The organism is Alcaligenes endophyticus, from assembly GCF_026344035.1.
GTDB lineage: Bacteria > Pseudomonadota > Gammaproteobacteria > Burkholderiales > Burkholderiaceae_B > Alcaligenes > Alcaligenes endophyticus.
In genome coordinates this window covers 626,281-648,420 of sequence record NZ_JAPKND010000001.1, presented here as the reverse complement: position 1 = coordinate 648,420, position 22,140 = coordinate 626,281, and the positions used below count along the sequence as shown (strand labels likewise).

General features: G+C 41.3%; 17 protein-coding genes and 1 pseudogene. 2 read left to right on the top strand and 16 right to left on the bottom strand.

The features are described 5' to 3' along the window. Positions 1 to 101 precede the first annotated feature (101 nt). Together OSH01_RS02930 and OSH01_RS02925 are read left to right on the top strand one after the other, a co-directional pair. Entirely contained in the window at positions 102 to 1,055 is a 954-nt protein-coding gene (locus tag OSH01_RS02930) for a hypothetical protein (protein WP_266122543.1), read from the top strand. Between the two features lie 20 nt (positions 1,056 to 1,075). Next, the gene (locus tag OSH01_RS02925; RefSeq protein WP_266122542.1) at positions 1,076 to 1,525 is read left to right on the top strand and encodes a hypothetical protein; all 450 of its coding nucleotides are present in this window, start codon (positions 1,076 to 1,078) and stop codon (positions 1,523 to 1,525) included. Between the two features lie 105 nt (positions 1,526 to 1,630). Here OSH01_RS02925 and OSH01_RS02920 read toward each other — a convergent pair. From OSH01_RS02920 to OSH01_RS02845, 16 genes and pseudogenes are all read right to left on the bottom strand, one after another. Further along, positions 1,631 to 2,104, bottom strand: a pseudogene (locus tag OSH01_RS02920) (VanZ family protein); the annotation flags it as partial. A gap of 18 nt (positions 2,105 to 2,122) precedes the next feature. After that, entirely contained in the window at positions 2,123 to 3,151 is a 1,029-nt protein-coding gene (locus tag OSH01_RS02915; protein ID WP_266122541.1) for a glycosyltransferase, read from the bottom strand. Positions 3,152 to 4,200: 1,049 nt separating this feature from the next. Beyond that, entirely contained in the window at positions 4,201 to 5,256 is a 1,056-nt protein-coding gene (locus OSH01_RS02910; protein ID WP_266122540.1) for a glycosyltransferase family 4 protein, read from the bottom strand. Continuing rightward, entirely contained in the window at positions 5,256 to 6,068 is an 813-nt protein-coding gene (locus OSH01_RS02905; RefSeq protein ID WP_266122539.1) for a glycosyltransferase, read from the bottom strand. The genes OSH01_RS02910 and OSH01_RS02905 overlap by 1 nt, the downstream gene beginning before the upstream one ends. A 12-nt stretch (positions 6,069 to 6,080) precedes the next feature. Next, positions 6,081 to 6,998: a glycosyltransferase family 2 protein gene (locus OSH01_RS02900; protein WP_266122538.1), complete on the bottom strand. Its 918-nt coding sequence runs from the start codon at positions 6,996 to 6,998 to the stop codon at positions 6,081 to 6,083. Positions 6,999 to 7,009: 11 nt separating this feature from the next. Next, positions 7,010 to 8,143 carry a polysaccharide pyruvyl transferase family protein gene (locus OSH01_RS02895; protein ID WP_266122537.1) on the bottom strand — a complete coding sequence of 378 codons (1,134 nt, stop codon included), beginning with the start codon at positions 8,141 to 8,143 and terminating at the stop codon, positions 7,010 to 7,012. Next, complete coding sequence (locus OSH01_RS02890) at positions 8,140 to 9,513, bottom strand: Coenzyme F420 hydrogenase/dehydrogenase, beta subunit C-terminal domain (protein ID WP_266122536.1); 1,374 nt, start codon at positions 9,511 to 9,513, stop codon at positions 8,140 to 8,142. Before OSH01_RS02890 ends, OSH01_RS02895 begins: the two co-directional genes overlap by 4 nt. A 1-nt stretch (position 9,514) precedes the next feature. Continuing rightward, on the bottom strand, positions 9,515 to 11,041 hold the full coding sequence (locus OSH01_RS02885) for a lipopolysaccharide biosynthesis protein (RefSeq protein WP_266122535.1): 1,527 nt from the start codon (positions 11,039 to 11,041) through the stop codon (positions 9,515 to 9,517). Between the two features lie 35 nt (positions 11,042 to 11,076). Further along, a complete protein-coding gene (locus OSH01_RS02880) occupies positions 11,077 to 11,766 on the bottom strand; it encodes an MORN repeat-containing protein (RefSeq protein WP_266122534.1) in 690 nt (229 codons plus the stop codon). Further along, positions 11,763 to 13,946, bottom strand: a complete 2,184-nt coding sequence (locus tag OSH01_RS02875; protein ID WP_266122533.1) for a YjbH domain-containing protein — start codon at positions 13,944 to 13,946, stop codon at positions 11,763 to 11,765. The genes OSH01_RS02880 and OSH01_RS02875 overlap by 4 nt, the downstream gene beginning before the upstream one ends. Positions 13,947 to 13,964: 18 nt before the next feature. Then, complete coding sequence (locus tag OSH01_RS02870; RefSeq protein ID WP_266122532.1) at positions 13,965 to 14,246, bottom strand: hypothetical protein; 282 nt, start codon at positions 14,244 to 14,246, stop codon at positions 13,965 to 13,967. A gap of 107 nt (positions 14,247 to 14,353) precedes the next feature. Further along, a complete protein-coding gene (locus OSH01_RS02865) occupies positions 14,354 to 16,561 on the bottom strand; it encodes a polysaccharide biosynthesis tyrosine autokinase (RefSeq protein ID WP_266122531.1) in 2,208 nt (735 codons plus the stop codon). Between the two features lie 64 nt (positions 16,562 to 16,625). Next, the gene (locus OSH01_RS02860; RefSeq protein ID WP_266122530.1) at positions 16,626 to 17,660 is read right to left on the bottom strand and encodes a polysaccharide biosynthesis/export family protein; all 1,035 of its coding nucleotides are present in this window, start codon (positions 17,658 to 17,660) and stop codon (positions 16,626 to 16,628) included. 186 nt (positions 17,661 to 17,846) lie between these two features. Beyond that, positions 17,847 to 19,121, bottom strand: a complete 1,275-nt coding sequence (locus OSH01_RS02855; RefSeq protein WP_266122529.1) for a sugar transferase — start codon at positions 19,119 to 19,121, stop codon at positions 17,847 to 17,849. A gap of 231 nt (positions 19,122 to 19,352) precedes the next feature. Next, positions 19,353 to 19,868 (bottom strand): transcription termination/antitermination protein NusG, encoded by a 516-nt coding sequence (nusG, locus tag OSH01_RS02850; protein ID WP_266122528.1) that lies wholly within the window; start codon positions 19,866 to 19,868, stop codon positions 19,353 to 19,355. 808 nt (positions 19,869 to 20,676) lie between these two features. After that, positions 20,677 to 21,702, bottom strand: a complete 1,026-nt coding sequence (locus OSH01_RS02845; protein ID WP_266122527.1) for a Wzz/FepE/Etk N-terminal domain-containing protein — start codon at positions 21,700 to 21,702, stop codon at positions 20,677 to 20,679. Between the last annotated feature and the right edge of the window lie 438 nt (positions 21,703 to 22,140).

Genomic DNA, 22,140 nt, shown 5'->3' with positions numbered 1-22,140 from the left:
AGAATAAAGCGACAGAAAATTAAAAATAAATCGATCAGTAAAAATAATAATAAATACTCGCTATAGTTTTCCCTACGACTAATTGCTAGGGGGCTTGAGTGATGCGTTCATTTTATTTACTTGCCTTATGCACCGCACTGGCAGCTTGTCAAAAAACCATACCGGTGAAACCCTATGCACAGGCCATAGAGGGTATTGCGGAGCAGTCGGCAAAAAGCATCGATTATTTTCGTGTGGTAGATCAAGAACGAGCCTTACAGAACTTGTTGTCCTATCCTGGCGAGCAAGAAGCAACAAAGCAAGAGCTTACCCTCGAACAAATATCGGCTATAAAAGAAAAAATCATTAACGAAAAAAATGCACAATTTAACGCAGCAGCAACACTGCAAGACTACGCAAAATTGCTAGAAAAAATAGACGATGCGGACACGAAAGATGAAATAAAGAGCTCGATAGATAAACTAAGGGAAGAAGGCGAAAAAGCGATAGAAGCCATCAACAAACTAGGGATTATTGACACCAAGCTTGATATGGATAAAGTAAAAAACATTCAAAAGTTTTTACTGGCCATTGCTGACCTAAGACTTAATGAGCTAAAAAATGTACTGCTTACCCAGTTAGTGACCGATGCCGACCCAGCCGTAGCAGCGTTGGTGGACATCTTGTTGGATACCGAAGAAAGCGCCGAGTTTTTACTTTGCGTGCAGGCAAGAACCCTAGCCCACGCTATTCGGGATTACAACCTTAACCTAGCCGCCACGCCCAGTTGGATGAAACAGCGCGAGGCCTTACAGAACGTATTAGCTTTAGACCAACAAGTGGTCGAGACCCATGCCTACTATGAACGTAATGTACAAGCGCTGACAGCGGTCAAACAAACCCATCATGATCTGGCCGCCAGCTTATCAACACACAAGTGGGATAACGCCATGCTACAGCGCTGGACCAAGCAACTTAACGCTTTAGGGGCACAGTATCAGCAAGCGGTGTTACGCACTCCAGACGCATTGAACGTTGCTCAATACTACGAGCAACACTGCCGCCGTACATTTTAATAACGACTTAGGAGCTAACTATGCCACTGGTTATTGTGAAAGATCTACCGCCTAACGAGCAGGCGATCTTCTTGTCGTTAGTTAAGCCGGATGAAGCGAATGGCCATCAGTATGTACTGAATGCTGCTAACGCCAAACACTATTTAAAAGTGTATATGGCACAGATAAACAGTGTGATCGCTAACTTGCCCACCGACGACGACGCGGTCAATACCCCTGAGCTGCGAGCCTTACTAAGGCGTGTGCACCATCAACTGGAAGACAGTTACCAACTGCTGCTAGCCCATAATGCCGAGCAATACCCGCAGTTGTTACAGCTGAGCCAACAGATTGCCCAGCAAACCCAATATGCTAACCAGCAACTCAGCGAAATAGCCCAAGTACGAAGCTATATCGAAATGGTTGCGACCGTACTTGCTAATGTGAGCTCGTTCGCGCGGGTAGCTGGGGCTGTGTTGGCGCTAGTGTGATTTAGCGGACATAAAAAAAGCTGGCCTATGCCAGCTTTTGTCGTTGCTACATGGCGGTGTCATGCCAGCCAAGCTGCTTGGTGAAGAATAGAGTAAAGGTTCGTGTCAGGCCTTAACAGACGGGCCAATAACCCGACTTAACGCCTTTTTTAACGCATACGCCACCAGCAACCCAACCGTTATACCTACCGCATCAGCCACCACATCCCACACACTGGCATAACGCCCAGCCACAAACAATTGCACCACTTCAATACCAATTCCATACATCAACAAACCCAGCGCCACTCGCCACCACGCAAAACCCCAAAACAAACTCAAGCCTCCCGCCAAGGTGGCAAACGCCAGCATATGCTTAAATTTGTCATTCGCCTGATCCACTATAGGAATCATGCTGGGTTTGATGGCTAAGTAGCTGATGACGATGAAGGTTAGGAGGGTGCAGGCTGTGGTGAAAGTGATAAAATAGACGTTTCTATTAGCTATCATCGTAAACCTAAGAGTAAAAGCTAACGTACGAAATTTATTAATTATGAGATCATGAAATTGTAGTGTTTTTATTAAGATAATATAATAATAAAAAACTGTATAGTAGTTTTATTTAAGAGTCAAATCAATGAAGTTATTCACAACTCTGTCAATGTGAGTGTGTCTTGAGAGATCAATTATTTCTTGTGAGTTAAAAATTAATTCTTTATGATTTTTTAATATAAAACTTGACATTTCTGATAATGGAATTACATAACCAACGCCAAATTTGCTATTGATGTATTTTATGCTACCTAAGGCAGGGGATATAAAATTTGTCCCAAATGTAGCGGCATCTAATATGACCGTTGGAAGTCCTTCTGTACGACTAGTAATAAATAAAAGCTTGCTTTTTTTGTAATAATCAATTATTTCGTCCTGGTTTAAAAAACCGGTTAATTCTATATAATCATTCAATTCAAATTCAGATATTAATTTTTTCGCTTCATTCCACAAACACCCTGTACCAATCATGGCAGATTTAAAATATAAACCGTTATTTTTAAGGTTATTTAATATTTTTATAAATTCTAATGGTTGTTTTTCTATATCAAATCTACCTACATATAAAAAATCTAAAGTTTTTAAATTTTCTATAAGATCTGGGGTGTAGCTAGTAAAATTGCCAATGTAATTGCTTTTTCTTAAAAAATATTTATCGTTTTCTTTGTTAACTGATAGAATACTGCTTGAGCCTATATTGATTAATAGAGCTCGTATTAAAGGGTAGGAGTATTTTATAAAGATAGATGTGCTCGAAGTATTAGCTAATGACATATGGATAATGGGATGCACTTTCCAGCCTGAGATGCGAATAATAATTGAAAGCATAGAAAGTGTTATATCATTGGTTATTATTTTTGCGTTTTTTTGAGGATCTATTTTTCTTAATAATTTTATTATTTTACAGATGTTTTTAAATTTTAGCGACCACGTATCTATACGTGGTATTTTTATCGAATTAGAAAATATCGTGTCCGAGGCAATAATGCAACTCTCATAACCTAACGAGTTAAGTTTTTTGTTCAAATCTCGAATATATACTTGGCCCCCTCCAAATATATTATGAGAACCAGAAATGAAAATATAATCAAGCATTTATCTTATCCTTGGAATTTATCATGACGTTTAATGCCAACGGTATTGTTATGGGCGTAAAAAGCATACCCAGAGACAAAAAAGCAATGGCCAAGCCTAAAAAATGCCAAAATGTTTTTTTGGATATAATAAATGAATAAAAAAACATCAAAGTTATAAGTAAAAATCCTAACATACCAGTTTCGAGAAGAAGTGTACTATATAAACTATGAGCCGCAATGTCTAAAATGTCTCTAGTGTTATCTATACCCCATCCAAATATTAAATACATAAGATTGAAATTATATAGATTTTCAAATAACAAATCAAAAATATAAAACTTTGAACTTAGGCTTTCATCTGCGTCTCTCTGGATGTATAAAGAAATAATGAAGAGGAGAAACAGGAAAAAAGATAAAAAAACAAATTTTAATTTTTTATCGATTTTAATTGAATAAAGAAATCTAAAGGTCTCTATTAAAATACAAGTAAAAATTACAGCCCTAGAGAAAGTTAAAAATATAATTAGTAAGGATATAAATATAATTAATTTTTTATGTTTAAATAAATATAAGTTGTCTCTAAGTAGGAAATAAACAGAATATGCAAAAAGAGCAGTGAAGTTACTATCTAGAAATAGAAAACTATGCTTATAGCCATAAAATAGAAATTCAGATTTTCCATGAGATAGTATGTTTTCAATATAATCAGTTTTAGGAAATAAGAATCTGTATACAGTATCGAGAGACAATATTGACAGAGAGAAAATTACGGTTTTTCTTATTACGGACTGTGTGCTTGGTATATCAATGGATTTTCTCAAAGCTATTATTAATAAAAACGAGACAGATGATATTAAATAATAGCTCCATACATTAATTTTGGATTGTAATAATATTATAAAATAAAAAAAAGTTATTATAAATAGTATAGAAATAGCCGACTTATCAATTTTTTTTATTTTTGAGAATAGTAAAAAACAAAATGAAAATAAAAAAGATATATAATAAGGGGCTGGAAAGAAACCGTAAATGTATAGGCCGCAGGGAACACACAATAACAAATAAAATCTATATATATTTACATTCATTTTTATATTCGTTTATATATTTCTTGCTAATTTCTACTTCATCAAAATTAACCGTTATGTATGACGTATCTTTTTTGTCATTGTTTAAGGTTAAAGAGTTCAAAGAGTTAAATAAGCTTTTATCAATGTTAAAATCAAAATATAAGCTATTTTCATTAAACAAATCTTTAAATACTGGAAGATTACTACAAATTAAATTACAACCTTCTAGTAATGCTTCTAAAGCAGCTAGGCCAAAAGCTTCATCAATTGATGGCATCACATACACATCAAATTTTTTCATATATGCTCTTGGGCTATTTGTGCGTTCAAAGAAAAAAATATTTTTTGTTTTTTTGGATAAAGCCATTTCTTTCAATCTAGATTTATAAACGCCATCACCTACTATAATGAAAATATAGTTTGGAAGAAGTGGAGCCACATCGATTATGTATTGGATTCCTTTTCTTTCTGTTATATTTGCGCATGTTCCTGCAATTTTATAGCCTAGCTTTTTAAAGTTATCTATCGTTGTCAGAGCTGTCCGATCAGCCTCTGTTAATTGATAAGAGGTACTCATAGGCACTGAGTTATAGATATAAGACCAGTTAGTCTTTCTATCTTTATTCTTTTTTATATATTCAGCTAAGAGTGTTTTGCTGACACAAACCTTTTTGTCGATAAATATCCAGCTTAAGTGCCATAAAAAATAAATAGCCCTAGCTTTCATCCAAGAATATTCTAGAAATATTGATTTATATATGTTGTTGTGTACTGTTGTAATGTTAGGTTTTTTTATAATTAATTTTTGTAACATATTGACTAGGTCAGGAGCCAGGGAGTGGGAATGTATACAATCAAAATTTTTTAATTTTAAAAAATTCTTATAATTTAATTTTACTACTTTTAAATTTGAGGTTTCTATTATATTTTTTTTTTCTTTTAGATAGAAAACAGTTACATTGACTTTTTGTTTTTTTAAATTATTTGCTATGTTCAGCGCGACTATAACCGGGCCTGCTCTCTCTAGACTATTAACTATAATGGCGATATTCATTAGTATCTTTTTTTGTATAAATAGTTTAGGAAATTAATTGGTAATATCCTAATAAAAACTCTAAAAATTAATATGCTTAAGTTAGATATTAAATTTATTTCTAAATGTTTTCTTTTTAAACTAAATAGCTGTACTTCACTTAATATGTATTTATACCCCTTTCGTTTTTTAACCATGCCTTTTCCGGTTCTTACGTTCAACAACGGAATGTTAATATTATAAAGCTTAAATCCTTTTGATAAGCACCTTATCCATAAATTGTAGTCTTCCATAAATAAATGGTGTTTATAACCGCCGGCTCTAATTATCGCCTGTTTTTTAAACATAACAGACATATGGTTAATTGGATTTCTATATCGTATGTATTTTTCTATTTCATTATTGTGGCTAGGCATTTTTCGCCTTCCTCTTATAACTTCAATATTTTCATCGTACTCTATAATATCTGTGCCGCAAATATCTAGATTTTTATCTGTTATAAACGACTTCAATTGTAACTCAAAGCGTTCCTCAAGAGCTATATCATCGGTATCCATCCGTGCTATCAATTCATATCTACAATTTTTTAATCCGATATTTAGTGCACTTCCAAGCCCTATATTTTTTTCTAATTTAATTAAATTAATTGGCAGTTTAGTTTCCCACTCTTGGAGTACGGCTTCTAGGCTTTCATTTATTTTTCCATCTAATACAATTAGTATTTCTGAGGGTGGAACTGTTTGATTCTTTAGGCTATTCAAGCACTGAATCAAGTTGTGTGCGAGCTCTTTGTCATACAATGACATTAAGACAGAGAATGGTGGGGTTTTCATAGTTTAATAGATTTATATTTTACCAATTCCAAGATGAATAATAAATTTAATTGCTGATCGTATGTTTCCGGTCAATTTTAATTGATTTATGTGATTTATTATTCTGTTTTTCAAAAGTGGCTCTATTTTATTTTTTAATATAAATCTATCTGATATTAACTTTTTTGCGACTCGGCTATGAATATAAGTTTTTTCTTTTTTCTGTAATAAAATATTTGATATGAAACTTAATTGCTGAATGTTGTAGATAATTTTTTCTTTATCAGTTGTTTCTGTAATAGAGTCAGGCGACTTGAAATATGTATATAAATTCTCACTGCAATAATCTATGGATTTCGCTATTGATAAAACTTCTGAAAATAATAGACTATCTTCTCCGTAGACTAACCTTTCAGTTTTTTCTATGTGTAAGTTTGTAAATGCATTATGTACACATTCCTTTCTATAACATTTTCCAGATGTGCCGTAATTAAAGCCAGGGTAGTACAATATTTTCTTTATTTTTGATTCGTTTAAATATCCATGTACCTTCGGTACTTTTGGTTTTCTTTGGTATATTTTCAGTTTCTGATGCTGGTCAGTTCCGAAAAGTATTATGTCAGGCTTTTTTGTAGTTATTGTATTTATTTTTTCTAGTGTTTCCGGGCTCAATGTATCATCCGGGTCTAAAAAAATAATATATTCGCCGATAGATATTTTCACGCCAGATTCACGAGCGTGAAATGTGCCAAGATTATTTTTATGAGATATTATTTTTATATTTTCATTATCCCTTTTCCAGAGGTCTGCAATGTATTTTGAATTATCAGTGCTTTTATCATCAATAATGATAATTTCATAATTTTTATATGTTTGATTTTTGCAGGAAATTAAACATCGATCAATAAACCTCTCTACATTATACAGAGGTATTATTATTGAAAATTTCATGTTTTTATTTTTTAGATGTGCTTTAATGCTCTATTTAAAAAGGACTTCGACTGCTTGTATATGTCTTTTTCATTTATTTCTATATTGAATTTATTTTGAGGGTGGTTTAGTAAGGAGTCAATCATTTGTTCATCGTAATTACTTATTAATCTATCCTCTAAATCCGTACTGCTTAATAAAGAGTAGAATCTTGAAGCTCCGCGGCTATTGTTTATTAAGCTGATAAAAGGTTTGTTGAACATAATAGCAAATACAGTTCCATGAAATGAGTCGGTGATTACAAGGCTTGATTGCGCAAAGCCTGTAATCCAATCTTCAACTTTAGGAAAAACGAAATTTTCTAAATTGTATTTCGTTAGCTTTGAGTAGTCTGTTTCTGATTGATTTTTGTATCTGCTTAATTTCAATTTTTCTTCAACTGTTCGTACTACTTTATCTTTCCAATCGGAATTGTCTAGTATATAAGTGTATATTCCTTTTTTTTCGTTGATGCTTGTGTTGCATAGTTTTTCATAATCCTCTCGTTTGATTAGCATAGTCGGATCGAGTACTTGTGTCGCTTCTACATCCAGATAGGTCTTGCATAAATCAACACCAGAGTTTTCTCTAACACTAATGCAATCAAATTTTTTAGCTAATTCAGCACAGATTTTTGTTTGTTCGTTTGTGAATTCCCAAGAATCTACTCCGAAAGATGATGCATAGGCTAAGCGCTTAATTTTTCTATTTTCTAAAAAATCTAAAAAATAATTATTTATATTCGGAGAGTATATCGGGCGCCAAGTTTGATCGCTGCCAACTATTACGGCATCATAGTTTTCAGCATCAAAGTGTGATTTAAGCTTTTTAGTGCTGTCAATACGCTCAGACATTTTTATATTTTCAGCAATGAATTTTTGTGTATGCTGAAAAATGTAAGGTAAGAGTTTTTCGTAATTAATAGGTAATTTACGTTTTCCTAATAGTTTTTGAGCCGTGCGGTATCCAAACCTAGCTGCATAATAAGCTGCACTTTTAGCATCTGACTGCCTATCAATAGTCACTGGATCATGGCCAGCATTTTTTAATACTTGTTGTAATGCCCAAGCTTGCATAATGCCACCGTAGTTTTGTCCTAGTGGCTGTGTCATTATGGCTATTTTCATGATTTAATACCTATTGATGATTTTGCCCTTCGTATGACGTGAGACAGTTTGGTTATTACTTTTAGTTTTAATTTTTCTAATTTCATATTTTTGTCGAACACTATAGAGTTTTTGTGTAACGCCCATATCTGAAGACTTTTGGCTCGTGTGCATCTACGAGCTTTTTGAACAAGTTGTAGATAGAACGGCAGCGGGGTAGGCATGACTCGGGTGGGCGGAGTAGCCATTCCAATACGCTTTACCATTTCAATTCGAGTATTTATGCCATCATGCCTGTGATTAAAGCTTCCTTGTTGTGACGCTAGGAAGCTTTCTTGTGATAATTCCTCAAGCTCAAGTTCACCACTAATGAGGCCTTGTTGTAAGATTTGATCAGCGATGTTGCTGCGACTTACCGCCACATTGTGTCCGCGCCCATCTTGATCATATGGACTTAACCAGGCGTCTCCAAGGGAAATGTCTGCCAGCTCGGTAGTCACGTCATCGCAAAAATCACAGGCGTTAGCCTTAAAGAGTCCACTGCCCCACATATCACCCACTTGGCGCATTTTTATTATTTTTCTTATCTTAGTAGGATTATCAATACAGCTAAACCCATAATCACTAGCCGTGCTTTCTGGGTCTTTGACCCGATACTCAGGGTTGGAAAATTGGTTAGAGGTCGCTCCGGCTTTATCGGCTAAATATTCGGTAAAGAAAGTGCTTTTGACGCCACCACAAATAATACCTACTAGGAACTTTATCTTTTCTTTTAAAGAGGGGTCATTGTTTTGTGCTAAGCGTATTGCTTTTATGAAGCAACCCACCCCACTAATGGCTACGTCTCCATCTAGTTCTTTTATCTCTGTTAAAACAGTGGCTAAGGTTACAGGGTGGTACCTAGTCTTAGAGATAGTCAATAGCTCTTCTTTGCTGCTAACAACTTTATATTGATAATGTGCATCGGGTTTGTTGGAGTCTCCAACTGTGACCACATGTTTAATAATGCCAAGATCAAATAATTTTTCGTAAATATAAGTACCTATACCTCCTGAAGATGAACTTTCTCTGTGCTTATGCGAGTAGCCTGCATATAAGGAGTTATAGTGTCCTATTTTTGGATGATAGAGAGGAACCCCAGATAAATATTGAATGGCTAAACCGTCTTCATTTTGATAGCTTTCATTGGGTTCGGTGTTGAACGGGCATACATTCAAACAAGCACCATCGTTGTCACACCTGTTTTCATTAGCCTGAGCAACTAAGAAACCGTAATTGTTCCAAGTTATATCTAAGGCTTTGCTTGGGCAAACACTTATACAGGCGCCACAGCCAATACAAAGGTCATGTTCGACCACTTTAGTCAGCACGAGTGGCTTCAGTAGACTCATTTCAGAATATCCGTGTTTTAACTAACTTTAGAATATGATAAATGTTTTTCTTTTCTTTTTCAGCTAAGCCTAAATACCAAATTACGATAATGCATACTAGTGTTACGCTTAAAGTATTAATAGCTAAAGTTGAAATAGTGGTATTGGTGTTTATGGTTACTAAATTTGCGATAATACTTGTTGTTAATGTGACCGCAACTACAGGCCGTAGCACGCTATTAAGAAATGAGGATATTGGTAAATGTATAAGGGCTGTAATGATCTTTAAACGTGCAGCAAGCGCAAGTGTTGCTAGCGCTATGGCTGTCATCAATACGGTTTCTGGAGGTAACCCGTTTAATAGTAGAAAGTAATTCATCGGTACATTGAGCAATAAAATTCCGCCTACCACTGTGTGATAAATACGTATCTGCCCTGTTGCTTGTGCTGCAGTCATTAAAGGGCCTGATAATGAATGTATCAACGAACTAATAATGGCTAATTGCAAAAAAATAACGGCATAAGGTGGAGGATGCTGCAGCCAAATATTTAGTATTGTCTCAGTGTTCATTAGCACGGGCATTGCTAATATCAACAGTATGAAGAAGTTGTATTTGGCCGATTTCAAAACAAATTGGTGCATATCTGCTTTGTTATCACTGGCGTACGACTTAATAATTTGCGGGTTTACTGCCGCTTGTACATTAGTCACAAACTGATTTAAGGCGCCGTTGGCTTGTGTGGCAATGCTACGGCCTGCATTGACGGCAGGGCCAAAAAAAACATTCAATAATACGTTATTCCCTTGCTCGGCCAACGTTGCTGCAAGGTTGCCACAAGTATTCCAGGCGGTAAAGCCAAGCATGTTATGGAAATCGGTTTTATGCCAACGCCATTGCAAGCGCACTGCCGGGAATACTACTTTTGTAATGATGTAATGAGCTAGGAGATTGCTTAAGGAAATTATTAATAGCAATGCTGCATAGGTAATGAGCTTGTCGTAGGATAGAAAGGGTAGGACTAAAACAGCGATCAGTTTTAGTAAAATATCAGCCATACTTAGCATGGAAAAAAGATCCATGCGTTCGTGGGCCATAAGTATGGCGCTTAAGGGTACCGTCATCACGGATACCATAAAGGCAATAACTGATAGATGGTAGGCGATGAGGGCAGCTTGTAATCTATCTGCAGGAATGGTTAATTGGGTACTAACAAACCAATAACCTAGCGTTTCGGCTAGCAAGAGAATCGCGATAGCCAATAGAGCGTGTATCTGTAGGCTTGTGTTAAATAGATTACATAAGTTACTGCCCTGATGCTCGCCTAGGTCGAAGGCAAAATAGCGCTGTGTGGCGGAGACCATGGCGCCCTGCATAAAACCTAGTAATGCTACAAATCCGACGACGACATAATAAATACCAAAGTCATCAACACCTAATACTTGTAGTAAAACACGCGAGGTATATAAGCCAACCCCCATGGCCAACAACATGCGGAGGTACAAGATGCCCGTATTACGTAAAATTCGTTTGTGATTAGTGTTTAACATGAGCTATGTATATGAGCCTGTGTGTATGGCATGCTTTACCGGCTGCTACACAAAGTCCACTCAGTAATTACATCCCAGCGGGGGTTTAGCGTTAAGGTGCCTTCTTCTAGCACTTCTGGGCTAGTGACTTCCACCAGGAGCCTATCCCCTAAGGCGTCGCGCACAATACCGGTAGCAATGTTTTTAGGCGACGCACCATTGGTGGTAACGGAGCATACGTGTGCCCCTTTTTCGGATAAGGCAGTGGCGCTGGATTCATAGGCCCATTTACGGCGGGTTAAAGTAGTAGTGCCTACTGTGTCCGTACCACCTTGATTCCAATTGGCTTCGAACCTATCCCCCGAAGGGTAAAAAATATAGGTGCCCGTGCCATGCATTAGGTCTTTTTTCCAATAACCCTCGTACACATCGCCACGCCAGGGCGAGCCTTCACCGTATTCGTAACGCCCATAGCCTTCACGCTGGTCTAAACGCCAACTGCCTTTATAAATGTCACCAGTCGCGAAACGCATAGTTCCTTGGCCGCTACGGTAGCCCCCTAGAAACTGACCTTCGTAACGGCTACCATCGGCACCGGTAGCAACACCTGTACCGAACGCGACACCGTATACACAATCGCCTTCGTACGAGGCTTGTAAGGCCTCGCTATGCACCTTGCAGTTGTCAGCCGCGGCAAGGCCACTGACGCTGAGTAAAAAGCTTAAAAGAATCCGTGTTACTGTCATGGCGTGTCCTCGGTAGGTGCATCGCCAAACGAACGTAAACCATCTTCGTCGGTGGCGCTGTCTAACCAGCGGTGGCGCATAAGCTTGTATAAATCGTCAGGCGAAGTCACCATTTGCCCTACGTCGCGGTTCCAAGGGGATAAGCTGAAATTAAAGGCCGAATGGGTGTCACGCGTTGTCATGCTAGACAAAGGAATGCGCATAAATATACCTTTGTCCATATAAGGGTTGCTAACAGTACCTGGGCTGGTGGTGTCGTTCCCGTTGGTGCGCGTGTACCAAGCTCCAAACTCTACGCCCGATTTAAAGGTACGGCTAAGCTCAAAACGCACGCCGTTATCACGGGCCAAAAAGCGTCCAGCTCGCACAGTCGCCGTTACGCCTTCCAGCATAGGCAGTTTATAGTGCATGGACGCAATCGCCGTAACCGTTTTATATTGCTGAAAGCCGGTACCTTTATAGTCGCGCTGGCGCACGCCGTCTACCGCTACGTCCCACGCTAAGCGTCCGCCCGAATGTAAATACAGGGCTTGCATCCCAACGCCACCAAACATCTCTTCGTATAGCCCAGCGGAAGCACGTATATAGGTGCGTTTAGCTGGGTGCCAGTATTTATTAATTAATAGGCTATCTAACTTTACTTTCGCTGCATTGCGGTATTCTGCCGTGTCGGAACGCACATGTTGTAGCTTAGAGTTCGACGGTTGGGTGACATCACTAATATTTTCAACTAGGCTACCTATCACGCTGCCTTTTAACCACCAGGCATTACCCAAATTCGCCTGCGCACCTAAGCTTAAGCCTATATCGTATTTAAACGCGCCACTGGGGTCATTTAGATAAGTGCTTAAATAGGGAGTTAAGGATAAGTGTGATTGCCCAAAGCGGCTGGCGGTTAAGGACAATATATTGCGGCTGACGGCAGTTTCTTGATTCACTAATGCAGTGATGGAATCGTCTAGATCGTTAGCACGAGCAGCTTCGCTGATACCACGTGGGTCGGCATAGCTAATGTTCACGGCACGGGCTAAGTCAGCCCGGGTAGCCGTGCCAGCAAAATAACGTTGTAAAACGGTAGCATCGTCAAACGACCAGGTCATTCCGTCTACGCCCATGGTTTGCCAGGTAATTTCTACGCGTTCTGTTTCTAAAGGGGCATAGGCCATCACAATGCGGGCAGTACGGCCTACGCCGCGCGATGCATAGCGGTAGCGGTCACTGGCGACGGTAATGGCTAACGTGCCATTACGCCACGCAGCGGTCACATTACGCAAGCCTTCCGCTTGCAAGTTATACAGTAAGCTAGTGCGCCATAAGGTATCGTTTTGCCACTGCTGTAAGGTCGGCCTTGGGCCCGAGTGGGCCCATGCGCCGTCTTTAAAGGGCCCTACCTCGTCGCTTTTCGGAATGAATTCCCGCTGCTGTAAAGGCAAGCTTAGCGACACATTATAAATATTTTGATTATGCTGGCGGCCAGCTTGTAAGGTTAGCGGCCCCCAGCTGTATTCTAGGGCGGCGTGCCAGTTACCGGTACTACGGGTATTCAGGCCTGTCTGCTTGGCTTTAGGGTCTAGTTGGTATTTATTTTTATCGTATTCCGCTACCACACGCCACGACGGTAAATCGTGTAAACCTAGACGTATACCGCCATAGGCACCACTAATACGTTTCCTACCATAGCCTACAGTAACGTCTGCCGTTCCATAGCCAAAGTCCAGCCTTTTAGTGGCGGCAATAAACTCGCTATTAAATAATTTAGTGCCTTGTACGTCGTCTATACCCACAGAAACTTCAGGTAACCAATAACCCCAAGCATTTTCCGGTAGTAAGCGTAACTTAAACCCAGCTGATTTGTCTTTAAAGTCACCGTATTTTTCGCCTAGACCTTTGTCGGGTACACCGTGTATACGTGTATAGCGGCCACTAAGCTGCAAAAAAGGCAAGGCCTGTAGGGTGATATAAGGTGCGCTGTAAGGACGGGCATAGCTAAAGCCGGCTGTTAATAAGCCATCTTCTTCCATACGCGCATCAGGCATATGAATTAAGCCGCTTAAGCCTAGGCTGGAAGGCTGTGCCCAGGCAATTGCCCAGGCACAGCTAAAGAACAAAGCCCCCAGTACACGTTGTATAAACTGTTTACGTGGCGCGGAGGCACCACGCAATATACTAAAACCTAACATCGTGTATGGGCTTGTCTTTTAGTGGTGGTGGCTAGGTGTAGAGCTACCACTGTCGCTAGACTGCGATACGGCAGCGGCAACGGCAGCAACGGCTAGTGCACCCACTGATGCTGCTACCACTACGGGTGTAGTAATAGCAGCGGCACCTACTCCGGCAGAGGCTCCACCGGCCGCAGCAGCGCTGGTTGTGGTGGTAGTACCGCCACCAGTAGTGGAGGTGGCTGCTTGCTGTGCCATGCTGGTCGTAGCAAATAACGCTATGGCCGTCGCCGCTAGGGCTTGACTTAGAACTTTACTCATAATGACATCCTTAAAAATGACATTGCGTAAGAGGCAATATTCCCGGATGGCAAGAAGCCATTGCCTAATAGCCGGGAACTATTAAGCTGGCTTGAAAATTATAACGTTTACGAACTGTAGTCGTAATGCTGATAACGATAGTTACCGTATTTGTAGCTGTAGCGACGATTTTTTAACGGTATGTCATTCAAAATAATACCGTTCACTTCCGCCCCGGCATGGCGTATACGTTTTACGGTTTCTTCCAGTTCTGCCAAGCGGGTAACCTCGGCCCTAGCTACTAGGAAGCAGGTGCCGGCTGTGTTAAGCAGGGCCAAAGTATCGGACACGGCTAAGACAGGGGCGCTGTCTACCACAATGTAATCGTACTGCTGGCTAAGGTCTTGCAGCAGGTTTTTCGTGACGGGATTCAGTAATAGTTCTGCCGGGTTCGGTGGCAACGCACCCGTAGCGATAAAGTCTAGATTAGGCAAAATGTTGCGGTGTATAGCTTGGCTTAGGTCTAAGCTGCCACTAATCACTTCACTGAGGCCCTGCTTACGGTCTAGGCCAAAGTATTGGTTCATATAGCCTTTTCGCAAGTCCGCGTCTATCAATAATACCCGCTTATCACCACTGGCAATCACTTGGGCAAAGTTCACGCTAACAAAAGATTTCCCAATTTGTGGGGTAGCACCCGAAATTAAAATAATATTATTCTTTGCCGCCAACATAGCAAACTGCATGGCCGTGCGTAGGCTACGTAAGCTTTCTATGGCTGGGTCTTTAGGGAAGAGTTCTGCCAATACATGCTTTCCGGGCTTTTTGTCATGTATATCTTTAAACAAGGCCAGTTGCTCGCCTGATCTAGGTACTGACGCGAACACGCTTAAGCCTAGATGGTCTTCAATTTCATGGGCTTCTGCTATACCAGCGTGTAACATTTTACGCGTCAGGGTTATACCTATGCCAACTATTAGACCTAAAATCATTGCCACTAGAGCAATAAATGCTTTTTTAGGCTTAATGGCTTGTTCAGGTATCACGGCATTATCAATAATACGTACACTGCCTACCTTGCCTTCTTTCACTAAACGCAGTTGTTGAGCACTGTTCAACAGGTTAACGTACAGTTCGCTATTCACTTGCACGTTACGACTTAAGTTAAGCAGTTCTTGCTGTAATTCTGGCATACGGCGCATATCGCGTTCCATACGCTTAATTTCTGCCTGCAAAGCATTAATCTGCTGGTCAATTGTTTTAATAGCCGGGTGGGCAGCCGTATATTGAGGTGTTAGGGTGCGGCGTTGCTGTTGTAGTTCTAATAATTTTACTTGCAAAGCTACTGAGGCTTCCAGTTGTGCCTTACCCTCTGCTCCTAAGTCAAAGGTGCCGTGTTGGTCGCGGAACTTAGTGTAATCGGTTTCCGATACCTGCATTTGCTTTTGTATTTCAGGCAAAAAGCCATCTAAAAAACCTAAGGTTTTTTCAGCTTCGGCGGCTTTACGTTCGGTATTTTGTTGTACGTAAATAGTGCCTATAGTTTGTAAGGTGTCGGCTAGACGTTTGGTATCGTCGCCTTCTAAGCTAACATTAATAATGCCAGACTGACGTCCACGCTCACTAACCTGTAGGTTGCTTTGTAGATCCTCTGTTTTTCTTAAGGCAGAGTCGCGTTTTAATAAAAACTCAGCGTTAGCTAAACCGTGTAAAGCCTCTACCACTATGTTGCCGGGGTAACCCAAAGCTTCAAACTCACAGGCTTTACCCACTACGCCTTGGCAAAGCAGTTTACCGTCGGGGTCGAACAGGTCGTAACCCGTATCGGTGACACGTAAGGTTAAGGTTTTACCTTCCAGTAAAGCGGGCACATTCAGTTGGGCTACCGTAATAGACTCATTACCACTAACATAACCGCCCATGCCGAAAAAGCCGGGGGTAGAAACACTGTCGGCACGCCTTGCCAACCAACGGCCAATAAGGGGTAGGTATTTAGGTTCAGCCTGTATATACAGCTTTAAGTCTTCTACAGCGTTGCCTACCACTAAGCGCGATCGCAAAATTTCCATTTCTGCCGCGGCCGAAGACCCATCACCCACTAAGGCTCCTAACTCCGCACCCAGCATACTACTGGCCACATTATTATTTTGTTCAACCTGTATCAGCACGTTCGATTGATAAATAGGGGTGCTTAATACGGCATACAGTATGGCCAGTACTACAAATACGGCTGTGACTGCAGCAATTAACCATTTGGCGGCCAGTATGGTGTCTAAAATTTCGAGTAGATTAATTTCGTCGCCGCTGTCATCAACAGCTTGGTTTTTTGTAGTCATGTAAGAAGGGTGTCAAACAGAGTCATGAGGCCTAGGGTTAACTGGGCACAAAAGGTAAAGACAATTATTTTAAGACGTTGCCAGTGGATACGACACCGCTTAAAGAAGGTAGTAAGTTGCCGATAACGCGCTGCCAACGAACCACGGCAGCAGGGTCTACAAACACCACATCGCGGGCTTGCATTTGGAAGTCGTTAGCTAATAGATAGGCGGCAGGGCTGTTAGCATTTAAATGGTAAATTTGCGGCTCTTGCCCTTCGGTACGGCGCAATATATATACTTGACTGGGGTTGGACGTCGTCATGCTAACTCCACCGGCTTCGCCCAAGGCTTGGGTTAAGTTTAAGCGGCCATCGTACATGGGGGTGGCTTTGGGTTCGGTAACTTCGCCCAATACAAACACTTGGGTTTCACGTTGGTTTAGCACCCGCAACATATCGCCATTAGCTAGCATAATGCGGCTAGGGTTAATACCTAAGCGTGTAAGTTCGGGTAAATCTAAACGCATGGTCACACCGTTGCGGCTAAGCATTACCGATGACCTATCTGCTTCTTTGGTGTACCCCCCCGCACGGTTTAGGGCTTCGGGCAAGGTCATGGGTATATCGTCCATTACTGCCAAACCTGGGTTATTGACTTCGCCATCTATGTATACGCGGCTGTTTCGGTACGACTGGACACGCACCGTTAATTGCGGGTCGTTAATATACACCGCCAGCTTTTTCATTAACAGGTCGCGTAATTCCAGTTCAGTTAAGCCTGCGGCATCTACCACGCCAGCATAGGGGAACTGTATGGTTCCATCGGCGCTGATCGGGTAGCCGTTACCAATGTCGGCTTGAGTGACTGATCCCATATTTCGCGACGATGCCGCGGGTATCAGAGCTAGCTCGGGGTGATCCCAAACCATAATATTGATAATGTCACCAGGCCCTAAACGGTACACAGGGTTAGGCGCCGCAAGGGTTTCTATTTCTGCTAATAGGTCTGCTTTCGAGCCTGCCGTTTGTTGTGCCAGTAATTCAGGGGTGATGCTAATTAGTTGTACCCCAGGAATCTGGTCGCGGGTATTGGCTTCTACGTCAGCAGCTTTGCCCATGTATTGACCGGGGCTCCATGCACAAGCCGTTAAACTGGATAATAGGCAAAGAATGAGTAGGCGTGGCGCCCTATTGAACTTAATGGCAGAGAGAAAAGTCATTACGGATATGTGTTAGTGGTAGAGGCACAGCAGCTAAAGTCGCCGTGAAATAGTAGCATAGCTAATGTGTAAGATTGTTATTGTTTAGCGTGCCCCAAAGCCCGTTAACATGGTCCTGATCGTTAAGAAAATGATATAAATATCCAAGCTTATGGAGCAATGCTTAATATAGTAAAAGTCGTGCTCTACCTTAATGGCGGTGCTGTCCTCGTCGTCGGCATAGCCGTGTCGTACTTGTGCCCAACCAGTAATGCCTGGTTTGACGATGTGGCGGTAGCTATAGTAGGGCAGCTTACCGCTAAAGTCTTCGACAAAACCCGGCTGTTCGGGCCGTGGGCCTATTAGGCTCATATCGCCTTTTAGTATGTTGTAAAACTGCGGTATTTCATCAATACGCCATTTTCGTATAAACCTACCTACCTTGGTGATACGCGCGTCATTAGCCCCTGCAAACTGCTCACCCTGATTGGGCTTGCTGCTCATGCTGCGTAGCTTGTAAATTTGAAAGGGTTGGTTACCCTTGCCGATACGGGTTTGGGTGTAAAACACGGGCCCTTTGCTTTCCAGCTTAATCAGAATAGCGGTAATGATAACAATGGGCAGGTGTAAGGGGGCCGTCAATATAATAAGCAGGCTGTCACTTAAGCGTTTAAACAGTTCTAAACCAGGTGACGGTAGCATGGCGCCTATATTGTTTTCGGATATATGGTCTATTTTTACCCGTCCTGTTAATGACTCATACACGGGCTTAGCATTGTAGACCGGCGTGCCATTAAGGGCGCAAGAGGTCAAGAACTTTTCTTCCGCATCGTTCAGACAGCTAAAATCAGCCGTTACTGCATCGTAACGTGCTGTGCTTTGCCCTAGGTCGTCAATAGGAATAAGCTGTGCGGCCGCCTTGGTGTTGACTAGCTCTTCCGCAAAACCCTTCTGGATAATGCCTAAACGTAACGGGTAGTAGCGGTTTTTTAGCATTAAGTATGCTAGGAAAAATACCAAAGAAAAGGCCCCTGAAAGTAAGAATACGGCCCTAGAAGTACCTATATATAAAAACAATAGGGTAAAAAATGCAACTAAGTAGATACTAATAATTTGAGTAATTGCAATTACATAAGACCTGCCGCCAGGGTAGCGAAAAATCTTGTGTTTGATGAACATCACTGTGAACAGATAAGCAAGGCTACACCCGATAAGGCTGGTTGTTTGTCCGCTATCTAAGCTACTTAAGGGTCTAAGGCCGTATTGCAGTGCAGCAGGTAATGCAACACAAAATAAAAAACCAATCAACGTAAAAACCGTTTTGGAAAATAGAAGTTGCTGATAGGGGTTTTTATAGCGTTTAATTAATAGAGTTGGCATGCTGTATACGGATTCAAAGCAAAAAGAAAGGAGGTACGGCTGAGCTTTTTGGTTTTGTGTGCCTAGACACTAAAGCAGGAAGCATTGAGTAGTTCTGGGCGTGTTTTTGTTGATTGATATTAAGTAACCACCCACGCTACCGCCATATTTTCAGGTTTTACCTGAAAATATGGACAGGGTAAAAGTAAACAAAGGCCTATTGCGCCAGTTTGGCAATAGGCCTTTGTTTACTTACTCTAGGGGCTCGACTTCGCTAGCGTTAAGTCTAACTTTGGTGTGTTGGCCTAGTATATCTAGCAGTAACATTAAGCGTTTGTTGGTGCTACTCTCTACTAGGCCTTCTAAGCCTTGAAAGCTACCGCTGCTAATACGTACTTTGGTACCGGCGCGTAGGCGTGGACTAAGGCTAAGGTCTAACTGGTGGCGCAGGGCTTCAGCTTGGCGTATGTCGTCAATAATGGCATTGTTAACGGTGGCAACCTGCGTGGTGGTTTGCACCAAGTTGCTAATGCCTTTTGTGGACCGTATAACGGCTAGCGATTGTTCCGCCCGGGTGGGTTTGAAAAACAGGTAGCGTGGGAACATGGGTGGGTGCGCCTCTGTATAGCCACCCTCTGTTTTACGTTGGCGTGTTTTATATAAGGGAAGGTAAACCTGAAACTGTTGTTGCTGCAAGTTGTACGCAGCCACCTGCTCTTGGCGAGGTTTGGTGTAGGCAAGATACCAATGGGCAAAGCAATGTTCCATGGCGCGCTAGCAAAATGTCTCGGTTAAAAAAAAGGGGATTTTAGCTACAGCCCTTGTGTGTACAAAACATACAAGCTGTAAGCAAAAATGCCGGCCTAGTAGTATAACAAAAAATTACTAGGGCTTAACCCTCACATTTTAGTAAGGGGCTAGTGTTTAGTACACCCCATAATTGTGTCGACTGGTGTGCAGTTTTATCGTTTGTGGCTATTCTACTTTGCTATGTTTAAACTTTAGTGACTGTTTGGGGTATGGTGCTGATTGCAATTGTATGATAAGAGATAATTGATTTTTCTTTGTTTTTTATGTAAACTATTGATTTTATAGTTGTTTTTGTATTTGTTAACTGGGCGGTTTGGTTTGTGGACGTATTTTTTTACGGCGTGGTCTTATTGTTTCTTTTTATATAAAACACTCCCAACCCACAGGCGGGTTTTATTATCATTGGTATCAAAACTCGTTTATTTGTATATTATTATAACAAGTCGATCTTTTTTGCTGGGCCGCGCTGCTCGGTGCTTATAAAGCGATACAGGCAGAATTGGGCGCATTGTAGTAAATGCTAGCAAGGAAAATTGGTTGTAGTACGGGCGTAGCCTCGCACAGCTGCCTTCTACCCCAAGCGCCCAATCATTCATGCAGTCTAGCCCTAAGCTTTCTAAGCGCTTCATGCTTAAGCTGGGGGCTGCTGGTTTACGCGTAGGCGTGGGGTATGCTGGGGATTGGAGTTAGAGTTGGGGTGACATGCCAGCGTATTAAAGCTGGCGTTAAGTCGACTATATAAGGGTGGTGCTAGTCTAGTACTTGTTCACCTTGTGTTACTCCCCTTTTTCCACCAGACCCGTATAAGCACCATACATATGCCTAACATTCCACCTGCTAGCAGCCCTAACAGAATAATGAATCGCTTTTTAGGCTTAATAGGTGTTTCCGGAGCTACAGCAAAGCTGTCGATGGTCGCCAACTTCAACGGTGCGTCACTTAATTGTAATGTTTTTAATAAAGCCAGCTGCTCGTTCATTAACGATAGGTCTTCTATGAAAGGGTCATTATCTGTACGGGCTTCAAGTAATGCCAGCTCTGCCTCTAAGGCTAGGCTGCCGCGCAAATAAGCGGTGTCCTTATTGTAAGAAATGATCAAGTTATGTTGACTGGCTGGGCTTTTTAAATCTATAGCCTTGGCTAAGACCAGGTCTTCTTTCAGGCGAGCAATGCGGTTTAGACGGTCTTGTTCTGCGGCAGCCCTTAAGCTTGCAATGTCTATTGTTAGACGTTGTATGCGTCCTTTGATGGCGCTTTCTAGTGTATTAACGGCTTGTTGACTAGCTCTTTGCATAGCCGTTGTAACGTATTCATTAACCCAGTCGCTAGCTTGTTTGGCATCGGGATCGTAAAGCTTTACGCTGGCGAAGTCGGCTGAGCCAATGTTGGGCGTGCTAACACTTAAGGCTGCGTTGAAGCTTAGCCATAACTGCTCTCGTTCACTAATGCCAGGTTCTAATGATGAGGCTTTTATGGGGATGTAATATTTCTCAAAAAACTCCAACTTTAAGGCGCCAGAGTTCAAATGGCGTAAAAATATTCGATAAGCTTCCTCTACATCGAGGGTGGGCAGTTTGTCATCACTTAACGCGACTACGTTATAGGCACTGAAGTTGGCCGGGGTGGGGGGCAGAATATTACTGGTGGCCTGGTAGGTGGGAGCACTCAAAAAAGCATAGGCAGCACTGAGTAGAGTAAACGCCAACGTACAGATAAGCACAAGAATCTTGTTGCGCCATAGCGTTAAAATTAGTTCACGTAAATCAATTTCATCAACATTGTTCTGTTGCATAGTTTTTAATGACGCGCCATGAGTGTTGAAGTGGAGTATTTAAATAGCAGAAAGCTAGAATTAATGTAACGCTCGAGTCATGCTCGTGCGCTAGAAGCACGCGCTGAGCTAGCACTACCCAGTATGTGTACTAAAAAGAAAGCAAAACCATAAATGATAAGCTAGGTGACGTTATTTTTGCTTATTATTGCTGATATCGTGTTTTTCCGCTAACTATGACCAAGTTATGCTGAGCCGCCCTGGTGAAGAGCTTGCGCCGGTCGCACCGATAAAGAGTTTGCAGGGGATAGGTATCTTCATGTGAAAGAAAAACAACGGCACCATGTCAATATTTGCGCGGTAGGCCATTCCATATTGAAGGTAATGTAACAATACAATAGTTTACAGTAGTGTAGTTGGGCTAGTAAGCATGGTACAGTTGTTCAACTATTGAACAGC